21 protein-coding genes are annotated in these 20794 nt (G+C 55.9%); 13 read left to right on the top strand and 8 right to left on the bottom strand.

What is annotated here, in order from left to right:
* Nucleotides 1–2 precede the first annotated feature (2 nt).
* The gene (locus RBB63_RS00160; protein ID WP_309379869.1) at nucleotides 3–713 is read right to left on the bottom strand and encodes an SOS response-associated peptidase; all 711 of its coding nucleotides are present in this window, start codon (nucleotides 711–713) and stop codon (nucleotides 3–5) included.
* A 109-nt stretch (nucleotides 714–822) separates the two neighbouring features.
* Here RBB63_RS00160 and RBB63_RS00155 point away from each other — a divergent pair, with 109 nt between their 5' ends.
* The 6 genes from RBB63_RS00155 to RBB63_RS00130 all read left to right on the top strand — a co-directional run bounded on the left by RBB63_RS00155 (nucleotide 823) and on the right by RBB63_RS00130 (nucleotide 6392).
* Nucleotides 823–1275 (top strand): RrF2 family transcriptional regulator, encoded by a 453-nt coding sequence (locus tag RBB63_RS00155; RefSeq protein ID WP_309379867.1) that lies wholly within the window; start codon nucleotides 823–825, stop codon nucleotides 1273–1275.
* Between the two features lie 172 nt (nucleotides 1276–1447).
* Nucleotides 1448–2047: a Tll0287-like domain-containing protein gene (locus RBB63_RS00150; RefSeq protein WP_309379865.1), complete on the top strand. Its 600-nt coding sequence runs from the start codon at nucleotides 1448–1450 to the stop codon at nucleotides 2045–2047.
* A gap of 11 nt (nucleotides 2048–2058) precedes the next feature.
* Nucleotides 2059–2481, top strand: a complete 423-nt coding sequence (locus RBB63_RS00145) for a c-type cytochrome (RefSeq protein WP_309379863.1) — start codon at nucleotides 2059–2061, stop codon at nucleotides 2479–2481.
* A 27-nt stretch (nucleotides 2482–2508) separates the two neighbouring features.
* A complete protein-coding gene (locus tag RBB63_RS00140; RefSeq protein ID WP_309379861.1) occupies nucleotides 2509–2886 on the top strand; it encodes a group I truncated hemoglobin in 378 nt (125 codons plus the stop codon).
* Nucleotides 2887–3075: 189 nt separating this feature from the next.
* The gene (locus tag RBB63_RS00135) at nucleotides 3076–5046 is read left to right on the top strand and encodes an FAD-dependent oxidoreductase (RefSeq protein WP_309379859.1); all 1971 of its coding nucleotides are present in this window, start codon (nucleotides 3076–3078) and stop codon (nucleotides 5044–5046) included.
* A complete protein-coding gene (locus RBB63_RS00130) occupies nucleotides 5046–6392 on the top strand; it encodes a cytochrome c3 family protein (protein ID WP_309379857.1) in 1347 nt (448 codons plus the stop codon). Before RBB63_RS00135 ends, RBB63_RS00130 begins: the two co-directional genes overlap by 1 nt.
* A gap of 184 nt (nucleotides 6393–6576) precedes the next feature.
* On the opposite strand, the gene RBB63_RS00125 is transcribed toward RBB63_RS00130, so the two are convergent.
* From RBB63_RS00125 to RBB63_RS00115, 3 genes are all read right to left on the bottom strand, one after another.
* Nucleotides 6577–7833 (bottom strand): beta-ketoacyl-[acyl-carrier-protein] synthase family protein, encoded by a 1257-nt coding sequence (locus RBB63_RS00125; RefSeq protein WP_309379856.1) that lies wholly within the window; start codon nucleotides 7831–7833, stop codon nucleotides 6577–6579.
* Between the two features lie 97 nt (nucleotides 7834–7930).
* A complete protein-coding gene (locus RBB63_RS00120; RefSeq protein ID WP_309379854.1) occupies nucleotides 7931–8386 on the bottom strand; it encodes a 3-hydroxyacyl-ACP dehydratase FabZ family protein in 456 nt (151 codons plus the stop codon).
* Nucleotides 8387–8394: 8 nt separating this feature from the next.
* Nucleotides 8395–8769, bottom strand: a complete 375-nt coding sequence (locus RBB63_RS00115; RefSeq protein ID WP_309379852.1) for an acyl carrier protein — start codon at nucleotides 8767–8769, stop codon at nucleotides 8395–8397.
* A 156-nt stretch (nucleotides 8770–8925) separates the two neighbouring features.
* Between RBB63_RS00115 and RBB63_RS00110 the strand changes: the two genes are divergently transcribed.
* Together RBB63_RS00110 and RBB63_RS00105 are read left to right on the top strand one after the other, a co-directional pair.
* Complete coding sequence (locus RBB63_RS00110; protein ID WP_309379850.1) at nucleotides 8926–9990, top strand: exosortase/archaeosortase family protein; 1065 nt, start codon at nucleotides 8926–8928, stop codon at nucleotides 9988–9990.
* Nucleotides 9991–10001: 11 nt separating this feature from the next.
* Nucleotides 10002–11519 (top strand): glycogen synthase, encoded by a 1518-nt coding sequence (locus RBB63_RS00105; RefSeq protein WP_309379847.1) that lies wholly within the window; start codon nucleotides 10002–10004, stop codon nucleotides 11517–11519.
* 986 nt (nucleotides 11520–12505) lie between these two features.
* Here the strand turns inward: RBB63_RS00105 and ruvA are convergent.
* On the bottom strand, nucleotides 12506–13114 hold the full coding sequence (gene ruvA, locus RBB63_RS00100; protein WP_309379845.1) for a Holliday junction branch migration protein RuvA: 609 nt from the start codon (nucleotides 13112–13114) through the stop codon (nucleotides 12506–12508).
* A 121-nt stretch (nucleotides 13115–13235) separates the two neighbouring features.
* Here ruvA and RBB63_RS00095 point away from each other — a divergent pair, with 121 nt between their 5' ends.
* Entirely contained in the window at nucleotides 13236–13388 is a 153-nt protein-coding gene (locus tag RBB63_RS00095) for a hypothetical protein (RefSeq protein ID WP_309379843.1), read from the top strand.
* A 140-nt stretch (nucleotides 13389–13528) separates the two neighbouring features.
* On the opposite strand, the gene RBB63_RS00090 is transcribed toward RBB63_RS00095, so the two are convergent.
* The 3 genes from RBB63_RS00090 to dapA all read right to left on the bottom strand — a co-directional run bounded on the left by RBB63_RS00090 (nucleotide 13529) and on the right by dapA (nucleotide 15687).
* Nucleotides 13529–13927, bottom strand: a complete 399-nt coding sequence (locus tag RBB63_RS00090; RefSeq protein WP_309379841.1) for a lipoyl domain-containing protein — start codon at nucleotides 13925–13927, stop codon at nucleotides 13529–13531.
* Nucleotides 13928–13949: 22 nt separating this feature from the next.
* The gene (gene dapB, locus RBB63_RS00085) at nucleotides 13950–14684 is read right to left on the bottom strand and encodes a 4-hydroxy-tetrahydrodipicolinate reductase (RefSeq protein WP_309379839.1); all 735 of its coding nucleotides are present in this window, start codon (nucleotides 14682–14684) and stop codon (nucleotides 13950–13952) included.
* Between the two features lie 109 nt (nucleotides 14685–14793).
* A complete protein-coding gene (gene dapA, locus RBB63_RS00080; protein WP_309379838.1) occupies nucleotides 14794–15687 on the bottom strand; it encodes a 4-hydroxy-tetrahydrodipicolinate synthase in 894 nt (297 codons plus the stop codon).
* 97 nt (nucleotides 15688–15784) lie between these two features.
* Here dapA and RBB63_RS00075 point away from each other — a divergent pair, with 97 nt between their 5' ends.
* From RBB63_RS00075 to lepA, 4 genes are all read left to right on the top strand, one after another.
* Nucleotides 15785–16891 carry a type IV pilus twitching motility protein PilT gene (locus RBB63_RS00075; protein WP_309379836.1) on the top strand — a complete coding sequence of 369 codons (1107 nt, stop codon included), beginning with the start codon at nucleotides 15785–15787 and terminating at the stop codon, nucleotides 16889–16891.
* Between the two features lie 273 nt (nucleotides 16892–17164).
* Entirely contained in the window at nucleotides 17165–18034 is an 870-nt protein-coding gene (locus RBB63_RS00070; RefSeq protein WP_309379834.1) for a hypothetical protein, read from the top strand.
* Between the two features lie 42 nt (nucleotides 18035–18076).
* Nucleotides 18077–18982, top strand: a complete 906-nt coding sequence (gene fabD, locus RBB63_RS00065; protein ID WP_309379832.1) for an ACP S-malonyltransferase — start codon at nucleotides 18077–18079, stop codon at nucleotides 18980–18982.
* 9 nt (nucleotides 18983–18991) lie between these two features.
* Nucleotides 18992–20791 (top strand): translation elongation factor 4, encoded by a 1800-nt coding sequence (gene lepA, locus RBB63_RS00060; RefSeq protein WP_309379830.1) that lies wholly within the window; start codon nucleotides 18992–18994, stop codon nucleotides 20789–20791.
* The last annotated feature ends 3 nt before the right edge of the window (nucleotides 20792–20794 follow it).

Here is a 20794-nt window from a genome sequence, read left to right as displayed (position 1 = left end):
CGTCAGAATCCAAATCCCATTTGTGACGGCGGCTCCGGAGGCAGTTCGGTCGGCATTACACACTCTGGCAAATCATTTTGAACGCGATTGACTAAGGGGGTAACGGGCTCATGGACGAAGAAATCTTCCGGTGGCGCGCGGAGTAAATCTGCTACTTCTCCGCTGCGCTGTATCGCTGGGTCTAGCCAGCGATCATAGTCTTGGGGAGCGATGATCACTGGCATGCGAGCATGGATAGGTTTCATGAATTGATTGGCCGCGGTGGTGAGTATGGTGGCCGATTCGATCTCAGACCCGTCCGGTGAACCCCAGTGATCAAAGAGGCCGGCAAAGCAAAATGGCTCGAAATTCGGGCGTCGGATGTAAAATGGCTGTTTCTGGCCTGATCGACCTTTCCACTCGAAGAAGCCGTCAGCAGGAATCAAACAGCGATGATGACGCATCGGTCCGCGAAAGGCAGGTTTAACGGCAGCTGTTTCTGAGCGCGCATTGAGCAGCTTCGTGGAAATCGAGGGCTCTTTGGCCCAAAAGGGAACGAGCCCCCAGTTGAAAATCGCCACTTCTCGCTCCCGGGACTGTTCGTTGGCTCGAATCGCGGCAATCGGTTGGGTGGGGGCGATATTGTAACGAGCCTTTAGGCCTGCCAATTGCTGCATTTTCAGCATTTTGGTGAGCGCGGCTTCCACTTTGATCAATGTGTAACGACAGCACATGGTTTGATTAAACGGTTAAGGTATCCCTGAAATAGTCCGTAGACTAAAGCGTGGAGAAGTCGCTCGCTACTTGCAATTATTTCAATATGCCCACTAATTGACTAATTGCTTGCCCGAACTACTCATGGAACTCACTGCATTTACGGACTATTCTCTGCGCGTTTTAATGTATTTGGCGCGTGAAGATGGGTTGCAATCATCGATTGATGAATTAGCCGAATATTACAATGTTTCGCGGCACCATATTGCGAAAATTACCGGGCACTTGGCTAAAGCTGGCTATCTCAAGAATTCGCGGGGGAAGAACGGCGGTGTTTCCTTGGCCATGCGTCCTGCTGAGATCAATTTGGCCGAAGTTGTCCGTTGCACAGAGCCACATTTCAACTTGGTTGAGTGTTTCGCTGGCGAGCAAAGCAACTGCCTATTGAATAATTGTTGCCGGTTGAAAGGCATCTTGTATGGCGCTCGTGCACAATTTTTTCAACACCTGCAAAAATATACGCTCGAAGATGCGATAGCTGGTGGCTGGCCAAAGACCGAGCTCGAAGGGCAGTCGGCCTGAAGCAGGGCTTATACGCCCCATTAATGCTATGGCATGAGGTGGATTCATGCCTGGGATGCATTAAAAGCAGCCTTAAAAAACGTCAGTAACAGTGCGTTGGTTTTAAAATGGCATTCTGAGTGCTATTTTAACAATTAGCCATTTCTTGCGGCTAACTAAAATCTGACGTACCATGAAAAAAACGATAATGACTATCGCGCTCGGCGCGACAGCACTGGGTTGCTGGTTGGTGACCGGTTGCTCCAAGACAGAAGCCGTAGAGGCAGCGCCTCCCGGAGTTTCTTACGAAAAAATGACGGACGCACTGCATATGGTGCTTGAAAACGACCGTACGGTCTACACGCAAAAAGTTGTTAACCGACTGGTTAAAGAAGACAAAGTAATCAAGGCCAGTGAACACTGGACCGAGGACCAGGCTCTGCCACTGCCAGCACAAATGTTTCGCATGGGCGCAGAGCTCACCGCGAGTAAGGATGCCTGGTTTAGCTATTCACTTCAGTCGCTTTGGCCGATAAATAAGTCCAACGCGGCGGGCCAAACTGAAGTTGAAAAGAAGGGCTTGGAATTCGTTGCCGCGAACGGAGGCTCTGCACCTTACTACAGTCAGGAAACGCTCGGTGGGCAGAAGTACTTCACCGCCGTCTATGCAGATGTCGCGGTGGCGCCCGTTTGCGTATCTTGCCACAACGAGCACAAAGACAGCCCCAAAACCGACTTCAAGCTCGGTGACGTGATGGGCGGCGTTGTGATTCGCGTCCCCATGGATTCCTAATCCCGCCGGACATGAGCTTTGTGCAGCAAAGTGCATGGTCTGCTGTATGTCTGCTGGCCTGCCTGCTCCTTGTGAGCGGGTGTGGCCAGGAGGCAAAGCCAGTTGCGGTATCAGAACCCAAGGCGGAAAAACCTAAGCTTTTCGACCCAATGGCGCTCAAGCTAAGTGATCCCGCCTTGATCGAAGGTCGTGAGCTCTGGGTTCCGCGCTGTGGCCAATGCCACATTAGCGGACTTGGCGGAGCGCCTAAAATAGGCGACCAGAAGGCATGGGCGCCTCGGATAGCACAGGGAAAAGAAATCCTCTATCAGCACGCAATTAACGGATTTTCCGGGCCACAGATGCTCGTGATGCCCGCTAAAGGCGGCTTTACCGAATTAACCGACGAACAAATTAAGCTGTGTGTGGATTTTGTGGTTCATGCCAGCCAGTAACCAAACCGAACAACGATAGCATTACCAATGAGCACATTATACGATAAACTCGGCGGGGAGCCCGCCATAGACGCCGCAGTCGACATTTTTTACGTGAAGGTCCTCGCCGATGATCGCATCAAACACTTCTTTGTGGGGATCGACATGGACAAGATGCGCGATCACCAAAAGAAGTTTCTCACCTTTGCTTTTGGCGGTCCCAGTCAATACTCTGGCCGTAGTATGGGTCCGGCGCACGCGCACTTGGTCAAGGAAATGGGCCTGAACGACACCCACTTTGACGCAGTGGTTGAAAACCTTGGCGCCACTTTGACTGAGCTGGGCGTGCCCAGCGACCTCATCGCCGAGGCGGCTGGCATTGCCGAAAGCGTCCGTGCTGATGTTTTAGGCAAAGCAATTGCTTAACCATTTAACCGACTTTTCCCGCCGCACCCTCAACGCCATGAATGGTTGCGGTTGGTAAATGTAGTCAGCATCAGGCCTGGAGCGTTCATGCGCTCCGGGTCATGGATGTGGTAGGCGATGCACTCTCAGCACAACACGGCAGCCATCAAATGACCGCACCGGCAATCCTGCGATTTTGGCGACATCACGATGCGCACTCATAAAACAGATGAGTCGCCGATTGCGATCATCGGCAATGGCATGGCTGGTTGGCGTCTTTGCCAACAGCTCGTTGAACGCGGGGTAAATAAAAAGCGTCCGATCATCATATTTGGCGAAGAGCCACGCCCGGCTTATGATCGAGTCAACCTGACCAAAGCTTTCTACCTCGATGACCCTGATGAGCTCCTGCTCGCCAAAGCGGATTGGTACGCAGCGAATGGCATCGAACGCCGCCCAACAAAGTTTATCATCGAGATCGATGCCGCTGCGAAAACGCTGATAGATCAGGATGGGGCAAAGACAGCCTACGGAGATTGCGTTCTGGCTACTGGCAGTCGTCCATTTATTCCGGAGATCGAGGGCGTCCGATCTCCGAATGTCTTTGTCTACCGGACGCTGGAGGATGTCCAAAAGATTAAAGCTTCGGCCAAGCAAGGGCAGCGATGCCTTGTTGTTGGCGGTGGACTACTGGGCTTGGAAGCAGCGGACACCATGCGTCGCATGGGGCTGGAAACCTGCATCGTGCACAGCGCCAATTGCTTAATGAGCCGTCAGTTGACGCCAGACAGCTCCAGCTATTTGCTACGCGAAGTCGCTCAACGCGGCATCAGTGTCCGCCTCACAACGCGGACCCAGAAGATCGAACCGGAGGCGGGCCGGCTCCGCGTCTTGTTTGATCAGGGAGACCCGCAGACAGTCGATTTGGTGGTGCTGGCGGCGGGCATACGGCCCCGCGATGAGCTGGCGGTTCAGGCCGACTTGCCCACGGGCGTTCGGAGCGGTGGGGTGATCATCGACGATGAATTGCGCACCAATAATCCCAGCATCTATGCCATTGGCGAATGTGTTTCGCACCATGGGGTGGTGTATGGGATCGTGGCGCCGGCATACCAGCAGGCCGATGTGCTCGCCGCGCGCTTTGCTGGTAAAAACGAATACTACCGCGGCAGTGATCAGTCCTGTCGCCTGAAGTTGCTGGGCGTCGAAGTCAGCGTGTTCGGCGACTTCATGGGCGAGGGCACTACCCATATTTATCGTGGGGAGAACGTTTATCGCGCCATTGTCACTCGGCTTGGGCACATTGTTGGGGCGACCATCGTGGGGCCGTGGGACAAAACCATGCTCGTTGAGCGCGCCGTTCGCGAAAAGCGCTCTAATTCCCAGCGCGTGGCGGAAGCGTTTGTCCGAGATGGTGATATTTTCACCGATTCGTCCGAGCAATCGGTGCTCAATTGGCCGGATAGCGCCTTGGTCTGTCACTGCACGAATACCAACTGCGGCGTCCTGCGCAAAGCCGTGGCGGGCGGTTGCTCCACGGTCAAGGAACTCGGTGCGCAAACTGGCGCGGGTCGCGTTTGCGGCTCCTGTTTGCCGCAGTTGGCAGAGTTTGTCGGCGAAGACGCCCAGGCCATTGCCGCTGCTGGCTCCCCCCGGGGGAGATGGTTGCTGATCATCTCAGCGGTTTTGGGGGCGATCCTCGCTCTGGCTTTCATGTGCATTCCGGGGCTACCTGCCTCCGATACAGTGCAAAGCAGCTACTACCAGCTAACCCGAATCTGGACCGACTCGCTAACCAAGCAAATTTCAGGCTATACGCTGGCGGGAATATCCGCCATTGCGCTTCTGCTTTCGGCGCGGAAGCGGATTAAATTCCTGTCCTTTGGCAACTACGGTTTTTGGCGTGCGGCGCATTCCTGGCTGGGGGTAACGACCATTGTCGTACTGTTTTTCCACACCGGCCTACATCTCGGTGAAAACCTCAACCTCTGGCTGATGATTTGTTTCCTTGGCCTGAATCTCGCCGGGGCGCTTGCTGCAATCGCAGTCGCGGCTGAAAAGCGATTTGACGGCTATTTGGGCATGCGCATGCGGCGCTGGGCGCTCAAGTCGCACCTCCTGTTTTTCGCACCGTATCCCGTGTTGCTCGGGTTTCACATTGCCAAGGTTTATATCTACTGATGCAGACTTTTCTCAAAGGCAATTGGTATTGGATACTCGGCGTTCTTGCGCTCAGCGGTTACCTGGGCTTTGCGCTGCAAGGCGGGCATGAGCAGGTATTGATGCCTGGCGTCACGACGCACGGCCACTACCAGATCGAACTCGATTGTGCGGCCTGTCACACGCCAAATATGGGCGTCAAGCAGGAGTCCTGTAACGAATGCCATGCCGAGGAATTAGAGCGCGTCGACGACTCGCATCCGGTGATCAAGTTTAGGGACCCGCGCAACGCCGAGCGCTTGGCGCACCTCGATGCCCGCTACTGCATCACATGCCACCGAGAGCACCAACCGGAATTAACGGGTGAAATGGGGCTCACGCTGCCGACCGATTACTGCTACCATTGCCACGAAAACATTGCTGAAGAACGTCCCACCCACCAAGGCATGGGATTCGACACCTGTGCGACGGCCGGTTGCCACAATTTCCATGACAACACCGGGCTTTACGAACGGTTTCTCGTCGATCATTTGGATGAACCCGACTTCAAGCCCGAGGCTTATCAGCGTGTGCGAGATTATTACATGGCGCACTATGGCGATCGCAGCGAAGCGCTGGAAGCGGCGAGGGCGGAATACCCCCATGAGCTCAAGGTCAGCCAGGAAATTCTCCACGACTGGTCGGCCACCTCGCACGCCGCCGCTGGGGTCAATTGCCGAGCCTGTCATGACATGCCCAACGCCGAGACCGGCGCCATGGTCTGGGTCGACAAGCCCAACTACGAGTCTTGCCAGAAATGCCACGACTACGAAGTGAAAGGCTTTCTGGAAGGACGGCACGGTATGCGACTGGCCCGTGGTTTGAGTCCGATGACGCCAGGCATGGCGCGCCTGCCGATGAAGTCTGAGGCCGCGCATTTTGAACTCTCCTGCATGTCTTGCCACAGCAGCCATGAGTTCAATACGACGTTTGCCGCCGTGGACGCCTGCTTGCAGTGCCACAATGACGACCATTCACTTGCCTACAAGGAATCGCCGCATTTCGATCTATTCACGCAAGCCAAGGAAGGGCTTCGCACGCCTAATGAAGCGGTGTCCTGCGCCACCTGCCACTTGCCCCGTGTTGAAGTGTCTAAATTCGGCGAGACACTGGTGCGCGTCGACCACAACCAGAACAACAGCCTGCGCCCGAACGATAAAATGGTCCGCGCCGCCTGCATCAACTGCCACGGATTGCAATTCTCGCTCAACGCACTGTCAGACCAGAAACTCATCCGCAACAACTTCAACGGGCAACCGGAAGTCTTTGTGGAAAGCCTGGAAATGGCGCGCGAAGAAAAGGAACGCACGGAGGCTAGCCGTCGCTAGCCGGTGATTGAAATGCCAACGCAGCGAACTTCTAATCTGGCCACAAGGCTCCAACCGAGTGTTTTTCCGCACCAGCAGCGTTGGCTTTTCGCTCAGAGGCTTCCAGCCTACCGCGCTCAAGCCGCCTTGCTGGACGCGAAAAATCACTGCGGCCTGATCGGCCAAGTTCGATGAAAAGTGCTCTCTAGCCCTTGTATTTCTTTAGGGCGAGTGTGACATTGGCGCCGCCAAAGCCGCTGCTGTTTTTCAGGGCGATATCGGGCGCTCGGTCAAGATTTTCGGTGAGGATGTCCACGTCCTCGATCTTCGGGTCGACTTCGGTGATATTCGCCGAGCCGAGGGTGAAGTTTTCATGCATCGATATCGCGGTGAAGCCAGCCTCCATCACACTGGCCAGCGACAATCCGTGGCCGGTCAGGGCTTTGGTGCTGCTGACTTTGGGGCGATCATTCGGGAAAGCCTTACGCAAGGCCTGAACCTCCGACAAGTCGCCAATCGAAGTGGATGTCGCGTGCGCATTGACGTAGTTGACGTCGCTAGGGTTGATTTGCGCACTGCGCATGGCAATGTTCATGGCCTCGGCCAGGCCATGACCTTCCGGGTGAGAAATCGCCACATTATAGCCATCCGAAGACTGTCCCCAGCCGATCATTTCGGCGTAGATTTTGGCGCCGCGCGCCTTGGCGGTTTCGAGCTCTTCGAGCACCATGACCACGCCGCCGCCGGTGCCAACGAAGCCGTTGCGATCCTTGTCGAATGGACGGGAGGCAATGTCGGGATCAGTCGTCAGCGAGAGTGCGCGCATGCCGGCGAAAGGCAGGATTGCCTCGCGATTGCCGTCTTCGGCGCCGACGACAAACATGCGCTTCTGCCGTCCTAGGGCGATTTCATCGTAAGCAAAACCAGCGGCATGACCCGAGGATGCGCAAGCTGAAGCAAACCCGCACGAGGAGCCCAATATCTGGAAGCTCGCCACCATGTTGAACGACAGGGCGCCGACCACTGAGGAAACGACTGCCATTGGGGAAACGCGGTTTACGCCCACCTGATTCATGCGGGCAATGTTGTAATGCATGCCGCGAGCGGAACCAGCGGAAGCCGTGAACATGCCAGTCTCGCGGTTGGAAATTTCCTCTTCGCTCAAGCCCGCGTCCTCGATGGCCTGCAACAACGCACAATGCGCATAAAGCACGTGCGGCGACATGCTGCGCAGGTGTTCGCGGCGGATTTTGTAAGGCTTGGGAATGGTCCAGTCCTCGACGTCCATGGAGGAGCAGTCAAAGTCCTTGATCGTGCCCAGCAAGTGGACGGGGTCCTTTTCCAGAAACTCGTCGGTAAGGGCGATGCCGTGCTTAAGCCCCTTGAGGCTGTCGGTCACGGTGGCGCGATCATTTCCAATGCTGGTGATAAAACCCAGCCCTGTAATGGCTACTCTTGGCATGGTCGTGGAATATGGACGGCGTTTGGCCGCCTGACAATGGCTCTTTTTAAAGGAGAGACTTGAGGAGCGGAATTATTCCGCCAACTGAAGCGCTTATTTACCCGGCGTAATCAAACTTGAGCGAGATTTCCTCGGCAAAAACCGCCTTTTCGCCGTTGACGAGAATTTTGCCTTCAAAGGTCGCTCCTGGATGGCGGATGCGACGCGCTTTGACCTGCATTTCCAGCTTATCGCCGGGCTTGCACACACGGGAACAGCGCACGCCGTCGCACGCGGTAAACAGGATGCGGCCCGGATCGACTTTAGCCGTCAGGGATTCATCTTCGGCCAATAGCAGGTAAACCACCGCCAATTGCCCCAAGGCCTCCAACATGATGGACGCCGGGAAAACTGGGTTGCCTTTGAAGTGGCCGCGTAGGAAATCCTCCTGGCCGGTTATTTGATAGCTGCCAGAAATCTGCCGCCCCTCAACGGTGGCCTCTTCGACAAAGAGAAATGGATCGGCGTGGGGCAGGGTCTCTGCAATGACACGCGCGTCAATAGTAGTCGGCATGGGACGGCTTAGGCGGAGAGCTTGCGCTTCACGAATTCCTTGACGTCGCCAATGGTCTTCAGGTCGCCGAGTTCTTCGTTGTCGATGGTGATGTCGAGCGACTCCTCAACGAGCATGACAACGTCCACCATCGTTAGCGAATCAAGGCCTAGATCGTCCATGATCTGCAAATCGTCTGAGCCCTCTTCCTTCAGTTTCGGGCGGACATCTGGTTCACAGAAGCGCTGAATGATGCCGATGATAACCACCGGAGCCATGCTGAGATCCCCTTGGTTGCGGAAGGCAATAGCTGCCTCAATCGTCTCTGGCGTGCAACGCTTCAGGGAATCGCGCAGGGTTTCTTCTTGTTCGGGAGTAAGCGGATTGTTCGGTGCGGAACTCATAAGCCGCATTGATAAAGTGGGCCTGTCCCCCTTTTGTAAATCCTAATTTTAAACAGGTTTGTTCTGAACACTCTCAGGAAGTCCGGGTCCAAAAGCCGAGCGATTTGCTATTGCCCTCATCCTTGGGGAGTCTTTTCCTCAGCCTCTTTCTCTTCCATGGCGAAACCCGAAACCCAGTCCCCCGAAAAACCGCTCGGCCTCATGGCCGAACTGAAGCGCCTCGACCCCATGGTGCGCTACAGCCTCATGATCGTAGTCGCTATGGCGGGTATTGTGGTGTTTGATCAGTACTTCTATTGGTCGACAGTCCCGGATTACAGTTTCGGCTATCTGGTGCCATTTTTCGCCGCTTATGTGGTTTATGACCGTTGGCCGAAAATCCAGAAATATCTGACTGGAGAAGCAGGTGAGGCCAAGGGCGCCACCACTGATTTTCTGGCCATTTTCTTTAATGCCTGTTTCGCGCTGGGTTTGCTGGCGTCGCTCTTTGTGTTTCTGGTCGGCGCGATGGTTCGCGCAGGGCAGGGGCCTTCCAATCAGGGGAGCCTCGCTTTAGCAGCCGGATTTGGTGGAATTGTCCTGGGCTTTGCCTACCTCGTGAGCGACCGCGACGCCAACGGCGCCCGCTACGACCTGAAGCACCGCTTGAGCTTCACCATGTGGTTCCTGTTTCCGGCGTGGGTGTGGCTAATTTCCGCCCCCATGGTGATGTATCTGGACTCGACCGTGAAGCTCTACCTGCTGGAGTGGGTCACCATCATCGTCTACCACGTCTTCGATTTCCTCGGCTTCTCGCTGGTGCGGGAGGGCAATGTGCTGCTCATGCCCAAGGGCCGGGTGGGGGTTGCGGACGCTTGTTCCGGCGTGCGCTCCCTGACAGGCTGTATTTTTGCGGGCACGTTCCTGGCGGCTGTTTTCCTGGATAAGTTTTGGAAAAAGCTGCTGTTGTTCGTCGCTGCCTGCGTGTTGGCGTTCATCATGAACATTTTCCGCAGTCTGTTCCTGACAGCCTGGGCCTATCACTATGGCGCGGGCGCCATTGATGAAGACGTGCCTGTCATTGGCATGTCGGTGCACGACATTGCGGGCTTCTCCGTATTGGGGCTAACGGTTGTTTTCCTGCTCGCGCTGCTCCCCATCTTCACCATAACTTTTGAAGACGAAGATGATGATCAAGGCGACGATGGATCGTTGCCCGATGCCGAAGCTGCTACACATTGATAGACTGACACATGGAGAATCGCCGACTGAAAATACTACAGGTCGCGCCTGAGCTGGCGCCATATGCCAAAGTCGGAGGGCTGGCCGATGTGGCCGGAGCAATTACCAAGGAGATGAGCCGATGCGGGCATGAGGTGAAAACCCTTTGTCCAAAATACGGAATCCTCGACGCCGAAAAGGAAGGTTGGGAAAAACTACCCGTCGCCTTTGGCGTACATCTCGGTTGGGGGCGCAGTGAATACGCTCAGCTTTGGAAAACCACTTACCCGCAGTCCAAGGCTGAGGTCTACTTCATTGAGCACAATCAGTATTACGGCGGCGGCATTTACGACGGCGGCTCCAGCAACCCAGAGCGCTTCACGTTCCTCTGCCGTGCGGCGATTGATTTCTGCCACGCTTTCCAATGGTGGCCCGATGTGATTCATTGCCACGATTGGGGCGTTGGGCTGCTCCCGGTCTACCTCAACACTACCGAGGCGCAGACGCCGCTGCATCACGCCGCCAGCGTGTTCACGATTCATAATCTGCAGCATCAGGGCCGCGCAGGACGTGAATTACTGGACTTTGCCGGGCTTCCGCAGGCGCTTTTCACCCCCGACAATTTGGAGCATCAGGGCGCGGTCAATATGATGAAGGCGGCGCTGTATCACTCGACCAAATTGACGACGGTTAGCCCGCATTATTCGCGTGAAATTCAAGGCCCGGAGTACGGTTGCGGTCTCGACAGCGTGCTGCGTTACCGTTCGGCGGACTTAATCGGGCTGCTCAACGGCATCGACACTGACGCCTGGAATCCCAAGACGGATCCATTCATTCCGGCCAATTTTTCGCCCCGGAAGATGCAGGGCAAAGACATTTGCAAGAAGGCCCTGCAGGAAGCCTTTGGGCTCGAAGTGAATCCCGATGTGCCGATCTTTTCCGCCATTGCCCGCCTCTATGACCAAAAGGGCTTGGATATGTTCGCCGAGATCATTCCCGGCCTCATGAACGACATGAAATTGCAGGTCGTCATGCTGGGCTCGGGCGACCCGGCCCTGGAGCGCTGGTTCAATGAGCTGGCCGGACGTTATCCCGGGCGGATGGGCGTCTACATTGGCTACAACAACGAGCGTTCCCACCTGATCGAGGCAGGCAGCGACTTCTTTGTTATGCCGAGCCGGTTCGAGCCTTGCGGGCTGAACCAAATGTATTCCATGGCCTACGGCACGCTGCCAATCGTCCGCGAAACTGGTGGGCTGGTCGACAGTGTGCAGCAGTACGCGCCGGGGCGCGGCGAGGGCACGGGCTTCCGTTTCCATGAGTGCAGTCCTCACGCGCTGTATTACACCATTGGTTGGGCGAACGCGACGTGGTGGGACCACCCGGACGAAATCAAGAAGCTCCGCCACAATGCAATGACGCAGGATCTCGGCTGGGCGCAGTCCGCCGCGAAATACGAGGAAGTCTTCCAATGGGCAGTCCAAACAAGACTGCGCGGCCTGGGCTTGAAATCCGGCCTTACCCTGACTCCCTGGAAAACGCCCGTCTGAGCGCAGAATGCCGGGCGTGGAGTGCGGCATTGAGAAACCGCTTTCAAGCTACGCTGTTTCACATTTTAGTCATTTCCGCGAAGCCATCTGCATCAGGCTGCCGTCATTTGCCACAGGAACCATTCCACATCCCTAAAATCCACATTCCTCATTGATGGGGGGGGGGGGGATGTCTGCAAGAAATTCGAACTGTCAGAGAACAAGATTCCCGCCCGCTAGCGGAAATTTCCGCACGGGTAGGGTGAACTGCGAAATCGGCGCTTCGCAGGCCTGACGCCGAGCGGCGCAATGCCCGGCGTCTTTACGTCGCTGCTCTGGACGGCAAACTGGCATAAGACTCATCCATCGCGGCCTGAATTAAAACCGTACGGCATCCACTCATTTTGCGCAGCAAAATCCATGGATGAAACCGCAGGTTTCCCTGGGAGCGTCGCGGTTCGGTCGTTTTACACCCAACCAAACCGCGAATGAGCTCCGTTGCAACGGGAGCCGTGATCGAGTCGTCTGAATGCCTCAGCAGCAGCGACTGGACTGGTTAGCGCAGCGCTAATCGTCGGGCCGACGGGCACAAAATGGTGAATATGATAACATGGCGGTTTAGTGTTTTTATGTTCGATTTTAAGTGAACGCGCATATACTAACCATTAGGAGGGTAAACGCCAGCAAAAACAGTGAACGCGCGAATATTAATAGTGAGTAGCTCTGACTCATAATTCACGTTGGTAATCAATGGGTTAAGGGAGCATCAGGCTGCGGCATACTCAAGTAGAAGCGGCATCTTGCCGCTTTAGTTTCAACTGGATTGGGTAAAAGCGACTGGAAGTCGCTTCCACGGCGGTGAGGCAACGCAGCGACTTGTCCCGTTGAGCGGGACTGCGCCCTACCTTTTGTCAGTTGGATTCGCCATTTGCCCATTGGCCAAATCTTTGGATGCAACGGCACGTTGCCCGGATGCAAGGCATCCGACGGTGCAGCGGGACGCTGCCTCAGTTGAGGGCGGCGCGGATGAGTTCTTCGGTGGTGGCGGAATCGCCGAGCTTGCCCGCTGCCTTGCGGACGGATTTATCCGCCGTGTCGGCCTTGTAGCCCAGGGCGATCAGTGCGGCAACTGCATCCATGATGGTCGTGGAGGCTACTGGCTCGTTGGAGACTGCGCCTGGCGCGGCCGAAGGCGTCGACGGCGAACCGATCACGCCAACCTTGTCCTTAAGCTCCACAATGAGGCGCTCAGCGGTTTTCTTACCAATGCCTGGGCACTTCGAAAGCAGCGCCACGTCGCCATTGGCGATGGTTTGCCGCAGCATCGGCACGCTGAGCTTACTCAAAATGCTAATCGCCGTCTTTGGGCCGATGCCGGACACTTTCTCCATCAGCAGGCGGAAGAAATCGCGCTCATCGGTGCTGGCAAAGCCATAGAGCGAGGCCGAATCCTCGCGGTAAACGGCCACGGTCCAAATCTTGGTTTCCTGGCCGATGGCGGGCAGCTTTTCGGCGGTGGTCACGGGGACCATCACGTAATACCCGACGCCATTCACGTCGATAATAGCGCTCAGCGGCGTCGCATCCGCAACTTTCCCTTGGAGGTAGGCAATCATTGTCTGTAATTGCCGCAAATAGGCGTGGAAGACACAAAGCAAAAGTTGCAGGCAAAAGGAATATCGCTTGCTCGCATACACTTGCCAACAGACGAAAAGTGAGTTAGTTAGATTATACCACATGACACAGCAACTCACTGAGCGCGAATTGTGGAATCAGCGTCGCAAGCAGAAGGAAGCGTTTTTCGTAATCCTGATGATTGCATGCCTCACGCCGTGGATTGCCTATACGATTGGGGTCGCGGTGTGGTGCCTGTTACAGTTCTTAAATTAACCCTGCACGCCGAGCAGCGATGCCAAGGTCATTGTATAAGGAGCAGAAAAGACTTCGCCATTCATCATCCTGCCGCACATCGCGGTGGCGGGGGTAAGTATTAGTGGGACGCTTTGTGGATGATGATGTATTAAAAAAGCCTATTCTGCGTATTCTTGCAAAGCTTGCTTTAGGAGGTTGCTCAGAAATTCTTCCCGAGAAAGTAAGCTGCGACACTGATCCAGCTTTGCGATGTCGCGCGCATCGAAAGCGGTAGACGTATTTATGATCTTAATCTCTTTCGACACTTGGTCATATTCTTCAATTGTGCACGCGATCTTGGCAATGATTTGGCCTGACTCTTGAACCGCACCGGCCTCTGCGATTAGGTGTATCTTTCCATTGGAAAATACCTCCAAATCGATGGTGGCCTTGTCGGACTCCAACTCTGCAATGATGTCGCCAGCGACAATTTTTTGCCCCTCGCGAACATGCCATTTTGAAACCTTAAAATCTTTGAGGTTTTCAATCGAGGGAATCCGAATGTCTTCAATGGGCATTTTTTCTAAACAATGAGGAAAATTACCCCCTCAATCCGAGGACGTCTTCCATGTTGTAGACGCCGGGGGCCTTGCCGAGGACCCAGTGTCCGGCGTGGATGGCGCCGCGGGCGAAGATGCCGCGGTCTTCGGCGTGGTGGCTCAGGGAAATGCGCTCATGCGGGCCGGCGAAGAGGACCTCGTGGTCGCCCACAATGCTGCCGCCACGGACGGCATGCACGCCGACTTCGTTTTGCGGACGCGCGCCGATATTGCCTTCGCGGCCATGCTGGAGGTTGTCGCGGGTCAGGCCGCGGGCATCGAGGACTTGCTCGATCAGGCGCTCGGCGGTGCCGCTGGGCGCGTCGATCTTGCTGTGGTGGTGCATTTCGATGATCTCTGCCTCGTATTCGGCGGACAGCAGCTTCGCAGCCTTGCCGACCAAGTGAAACAGCACGTTGACGCCGATGGAGAAATTACCGGCCCAAACCATGGGGATCGACTTTGCGGCCTCGAGGATGACTTCGCGCTCCGCGGCGGTGTGCCCAGTGGCGCCAATAACCATCGGCTTACCGTGCTCGGCGGCGAGCTTGGCGACGACGGGCGTCACTTCGTGGAATGAGAAGTCGATGACGACATCGCAGTCGGCAATGCAGCCGGCGGGGTTGTCGCCCTGATCGTAGGCAGCGAGGATGACCGCGTCGCTCTCGGGAGCAGCCTTAGAGATAGCCTGGCCCATGCGGCCCTTGGCTCCAACTAGTAATACTTTAAGCGCCATGATGCTGAATAATTTTCAATGGTCAGTTGTCAGTGGTCGATTATCAATTGAATTGGGCTCGCCCAAATCGAAAACTGAAAATCGATAATCGACCTTTGATAATTAACTTTTAATAGCCGACAGCCTTGAGCGTCGCCAAGAGTTGGGCCTCGGTTGCGGCGGTCATTTCGCAGAGTGGCAGGCGGACGGCCGACGACGAGATGATGCCAAGCTTTTGCATCGCCACCTTACAGGGGACGGGATTGGGCTGGATGAAGAGGTCGCCAAAGAGCGGCTGGAAGCGGCGGTTGATTTTGTCGGCAGCGGCAAAGTCGTTCTTCAGGCAAAGCTGGACCATTTCGACGAGCTCCTTGACCACGAAGTTCGAAGCTACGCTGATGACGCCCTTGGCGCCAAAGGACATGAAGGGCAGGGTGAGGCCGTCGTCACCGGAGAGGATCAGGTAGTCGTCGCCCAGCTTTTGCGCCAGGGCGGCCACGCGGCTGGATTGACCACCTGCTTCCTTGATGCCGCAAACGTGGGGGTACTTTTCGTAGAGACGGGCGCAGACGTCGACCGGGATGTCGATGCCGCAGCGGCCGGGAATCGAGTAAAGGATGATCGGCTTGTCGGTCGACTCAGCAATGGCGCTGAAGTGGCGGAAGAGGCCCTCAGCGCTCGGCTTGTTGTAATACGGCGCAACGACCAGCATGCCGGTGACGCGCTCGTTGGCGGCGGCGCGCTTGGTCAGCGAGACTGCCTCGGTCGTGGAATTGGAGCCCGTGCCCGCGAGGACAGGGACTTTGCCCGCTGCGGCGTCGGCCACGGTTTGAATGACCTGGCTGTGTTCGTCGTGATCGAGGGTGGGGGACTCGCCAGTCGTGCCGACGGCGACGAGGCCATTGATTCCTTCGGCGACCTGCTTTTCCACCAGCGCGGAAAGCTCGTCGTAAGCGACAGAGCCGTCATTCTGCATTGGAGTGACGAGCGCGGTGTGAACGCCATAGAATTGGGTTGTGTTCATTCGAGGTTCTTTTAAGCTATTTAAGTTATATGCGCGGCTACTTATTGCGAAGGAGCCGCCCATGACAACGGTATTTTGTAAAACTCAAACCTGCGCCATGTCCGAGTCCATCGAATTATTCAACAGCCTACTACAGCTTGCCGTCGAAAACGGCGCCAGCGACATTCACATTAAGACCGAAAAACCGGCCTATTTGCGCCTCCACGGACACTTGGAGCCCGTGGATATGGACCCGTTGGGCCACGAGCAGATTCTCGAATTTATCGAGCAAAGCGTGCCGGAGCAATTTTACGAGAGCTGGAAAAACGACAACCAAGTCGACTATTGTTATGACCTCGAAGAGCTCGGTCTGGGGCGTTTTCGTGTCAACGGATTCTACCAGCGCGGCGTGCCGAGCATTGTTTTTCGTCACGTTAAAGACACTCCGCCAACCTTTGAAGACCTCAATCACGACCCGGACCAGTTCAAGAAATTCTGCACGCATAAGGACGGCATTGTGCTCGTTTGCGGCGCCACTGGCTCCGGTAAGAGCTCTACGCTTGCGGCGATGCTCGACTACATCAACGAGAACTACGACAAGCACATCGTGACGCTCGAAGACCCGATTGAATTCAACTATTCGGACAAGAAATCGGTCTTCAATCAGCGCGAAATCGGCATTGATGCGCCGACGTTCCATCATGGACTGAAGGCGGTTCTGCGTCAGGACCCGGACGTCATCCTGATCGGGGAAATGCGTGATAAATCGACTTTCGAAACGGCTCTGCATGCGGCGGAAACGGGCCACTTGGTGTTCGGCACACTGCACGCCGGTAGCGCCCAACAAGCGGTTCAGCGCTTGTTCGAGTTCTTCCCGGTTGAGCAACAGCACTCGATGCGTCGCCAGATTGCGAGCACGCTGCGCGGCACCATCACCCAAAAGCTGATCCCTGGCATTGAAGGTGGACGCGTGCCCTGTGTGGAGTTGTTCGTGATCGACAGTTTGGGCCGAACGGTCATTGAAGACGGCGAGTTCCAGAAGATCAACGGCGTCATCGATGGCAACGACGAGTCCGGCTCGAAATCCTTCAACCGCGACCTTTACCGCCTGATCAAGGCTGGCCTGGTGTCACGTGCAGATGGCTTGGAATCATCGCCGAACCCGAAGGCGCTCGAGATGAACCTGAAGGGCATCTTCCTGAGCACCGGCGGCTTGGTGGGCTAGAGGGAGTGTCTGTAAATTAAAAAATAGATGGCGGTAAGGATTCTTTTGTTTAACGAGGCGGATTGTGGGGCACAAGGTTGGAAGCCTGTGGCCCGCAAGGCAACGAAGTTGAACGAAAAAACCCTTCCGTCGGTTGATGCGGAGAAAATGAAAGGTCACTGCGTTGGCCATACACTCATGGGCTTCCAGCCCATGAGTGTATGGCCGCCTTGTGCTGCATTCATTTTCTCGCGCACCATCACATTTTTAATTTCCAGACACCCCCTAATCAAAATGCGCATACTCGTGGCAGTCATGCTCGGCTTGGGCGCGCTTACGGCGCTGCCGGCGGAAACCAGTGAGCAAACTGCGGGCGCCAAGGCGCATAATCAGTCGCGCTCGGCTTATTTACGCGGTGATCAGTCTCAATCCAATGAGACATTGAATTCCGCTGCCGAGGCATTGCCCAGCGATCAGCTGACACGTGATTTAGGCGTAAAACCGGGCATTTCATTAACCGAAGCTGAGTCTAGCACGGAGACCGATTTGGTTTTACGCCGCGAGCAGAAAGATTGGCTGACGGTAGGCGTCCAAAAGCTCACAGGCGACTACAAGCCGGAGGCAAATTTATCCGAAGAGGAACTGCTGGAGCTCGAAGAAAAGCGCGCCAGCATTTATTCCCCGACGCTCTTTGTGGATCACTTTGCCCGTTTGGAGCAAGCGAAGGGGAATGACACGCCAGCCAAGCCGGCAATCGAACTTGATTGGGGAGAGCCGCTCGCAGGACAAGGCCAATCTCCGCTGATGGATTTTACCCGCGGTTGGACTACGTCGCGCGAGCCAATTGTCTCAGTCAATACGCAGCCTCGGCAGAATCCTTATTTGCAGCAACTCAATCTTGCTGACGCCACGACAAGCGCGATGGCGCCAGCTACGCCAGGCATGCGTGAGCCTGTCGCGCCAGTCAGTAATTCCTGGCGACAGGCCGCGAGTTCAGTTGACCGAAAGCAACCACTCCTTAATGGCAATTCGAATACTGCGCCAACCGCGCCAACGGCCTTGGCGACACCTGCGAATTCTCCGCAAACAGAGCCCGAAACACCCAAATCTTGGCGCAAGGAGGACATCTCTGAGAAGTATTTCCGGAACCTGGATCGTTTTTAATCTTTTCATGTGCCCGGATATCAGTGAAATGCTCTACCCCTTATGGCAGTAGCATTCATTTTTTCCGGTCAAGGCGCGCAAGCGGTCGGCATGGGCAAGTCCCTGTGCGAGAACAGCGAAGCAGCGAAACAAGTCTTCGACCAGGCCAACGACGTATTGGGCTGGGATTTGAAAACGGTCTGTTTTGAAGGACCAGTTGAAACCTTGACGGAAACCCGCGTCTGCCAACCCGCGCTTTACGTGCACGGCATCGCTGTAGTCGCCGCTTTGCGCGAGCAGGGCAAGCTGCCAGAAATCGGCGGCGCCGCAGGCCTCAGCTTGGGCGAACTGACTGCGCTTCATTTGGCGGGCGTGTTCGACTTCGCCACCGGCCTGGAAATCGTCGCCAAACGTGGCGCTCTCATGCAGGAAGCCTGTGAATCGACCAATGGCGGCATGACCAGCCTCCTCGGCGGTGACCTTCAAGCGGCCTACGATCTGGCCGCAGCGCACGATGTCGATGTTGCGAATTTGAATTGCCCCGGCCAAACCGTGCTTTCCGGCGACAAGGACAAGATTGCCAACGCCACGGCCGCCGCACAAGACGCAGGCTTCAAGCGCGCCATTCCGCTGAACGTTGCGGGCGCCTACCACAGCCGTCTGATGCAGCCCGCCGCCGACGCTTTTGAAGCGTTCCTTGCAGAAAAGGACTTTGCCGCTCCGATCATGCCAGTCTTCACCAACACGACTGGTCAGGAAATCAAAGCCCCTGCCGAGATCAAGCAAGCGTTGGTGAAGCAAGTTGTGTCGGCGGTTCGCTGGGAGGATTGCTTCCGCGGCCTGATCGCCCTGGGCATGAATGAATTTTACGAATGCGGACCGGGCGGCACTTTGGCCGGCCTTGCCAAGCGCATTGATCGCGACGCTTCAGTTAAGTCGCTAAGCGAATTTGCCGACCTGCCGCAATAACCCCACTATATGAGCTCCACGGACCACATTCGCAATTTTTGCATCATCGCCCACGTCGACCACGGCAAGACCACCTTGTCTGACCGGTTACTGGAGCACACCCGCACCGTCGAACAGCGCGACATGAAGGCGCAATTGCTCGACTCGATGGATCTCGAGCGCGAGCGCGGCATCACCATTAAGAGCCATCCCGTCTCGATGCTCTACAAGCACGAGGGCAAGGATTACCTGTTCAACCTGATTGACACCCCCGGGCACGTGGACTTCTCCTACGAAGTTTCCCGCAGCTTGGCGGCCTGTGAAGGCGCACTGCTGCTGGTGGACGCCGCACAGGGCATTGAGGCGCAAACTGTCGCCAACGCGCACCTGGCGCTCGATCAGGGGCTGGAAATCATTCCGGTCATCAACAAGATTGATTTGCCGGGCGCCGAGCCCGAGATCATCGAGCAACAAATCGAGGACGTGTTGGCCATTCCACGCGAGGACGCCATCCGCGCCAGCGGCAAGTCCGGCATCGGCATCGAAGAAATTTTGGAAGCCGTTGCCAAGCGCCTGCCGCCGCCACGCTGGACCGATTATGACGCCGCACGTTGCCTGATTTTCGACAGCGTTTACGACACCTACAAGGGCGTCATTTGCTTCGTGCGTGTTTTCTCTGGCACAATCAAGGCTGGCGATGAAGTCGTCATGATGGGCACCGGCGAGAAAACGTTGGTCAAGGAAGTGGGTCGTTTCTCGCCCCGCATGCTGCCCGAGAAGGAGCTGTCCGCTGGCCGTACGGGCTATGTAGTCACCGCGATCAAGGAGCTGACCGAAATCAAAATCGGTGATACGATCACCCTGAGCGCCAACCCCGCCAAGGACATGCTGCCGGGTTATAAGGAAGTGCGCCCGATGGTGTTCAGCGGCATTTACCCACTCGACACCAACGACTACGGCAAGCTGAAGGCCAGTATGGCCAAGCTGCAACTGAACGACGCCGCCCTGGACTTTCAGCCCGAAAGCTCGGTGGCGTTGGGTTTTGGTTTTCGCTGCGGGTTCCTCGGTCTGTTGCACATGGAAATTGTGCAGGAGCGCCTGCGCCGCGAGTATGACCTCGACATCATTTCGACGTATCCAAGCGTAGTTTATAAAGTCGGCCTGTCCGATGGCGAAGAAAAGGAAGTTCACAATCCGGTCTTTATGCCGGAGCCTTCGGCCATCGAGTACATTGAGGAGCCGACTATCCGCGCAACGATCCATACGCCGAGCGACAATATCGGCGATATTCTGGCGCTGGTTTCGGAGAAGCGTGGCTACTGCGACCACACCGAAACGATTGATGTGACGCGAGTTATGCTCGTCTGCGTCTTGCCGCTGAACGAAATTCTAATCGACTTCAACGACCGCTTGAAATCCGTGACCAAGGGCTACGGCTCAATGGACTACGAGATGGGCGCCTACCAGCGTAGCGACCTCGTCAAAATGGACATCATGGTCCACGGCGAGATCGTCGACGCATTTTCATCCATTGTGCACCGAGAAAAAGCCGAGGGCAGGGGGAGGGCGCTGTGCGAGAGGCTTAAGGAGATTCTGCCGTCACAGATGTTCAAAGTGCCGATTCAGGCCGTGATCGGCACCAAGGTCATTGCCCGCGAAACCTTGAGCGCTTTCCGCAAGGACGTGACGGCCAAGTGTTATGGCGGTGACATTACCCGTAAGCGCAAACTGCTCGAAAAGCAGAAAAAGGGCAAGGAGCGCATGAAGCAAATCGGCAAGGTGTCGATTCCGCAGGACGCATTCATCAAGATTCTCAAGACCTCGAACTAAACC

It is taken from the genome of Cerasicoccus frondis (assembly GCA_031296915.1).
GTDB lineage: Bacteria > Verrucomicrobiota > Verrucomicrobiia > Opitutales > Cerasicoccaceae > Cerasicoccus > Cerasicoccus frondis.
This window is presented reverse-complemented; position numbering and strand designations above follow the sequence as displayed.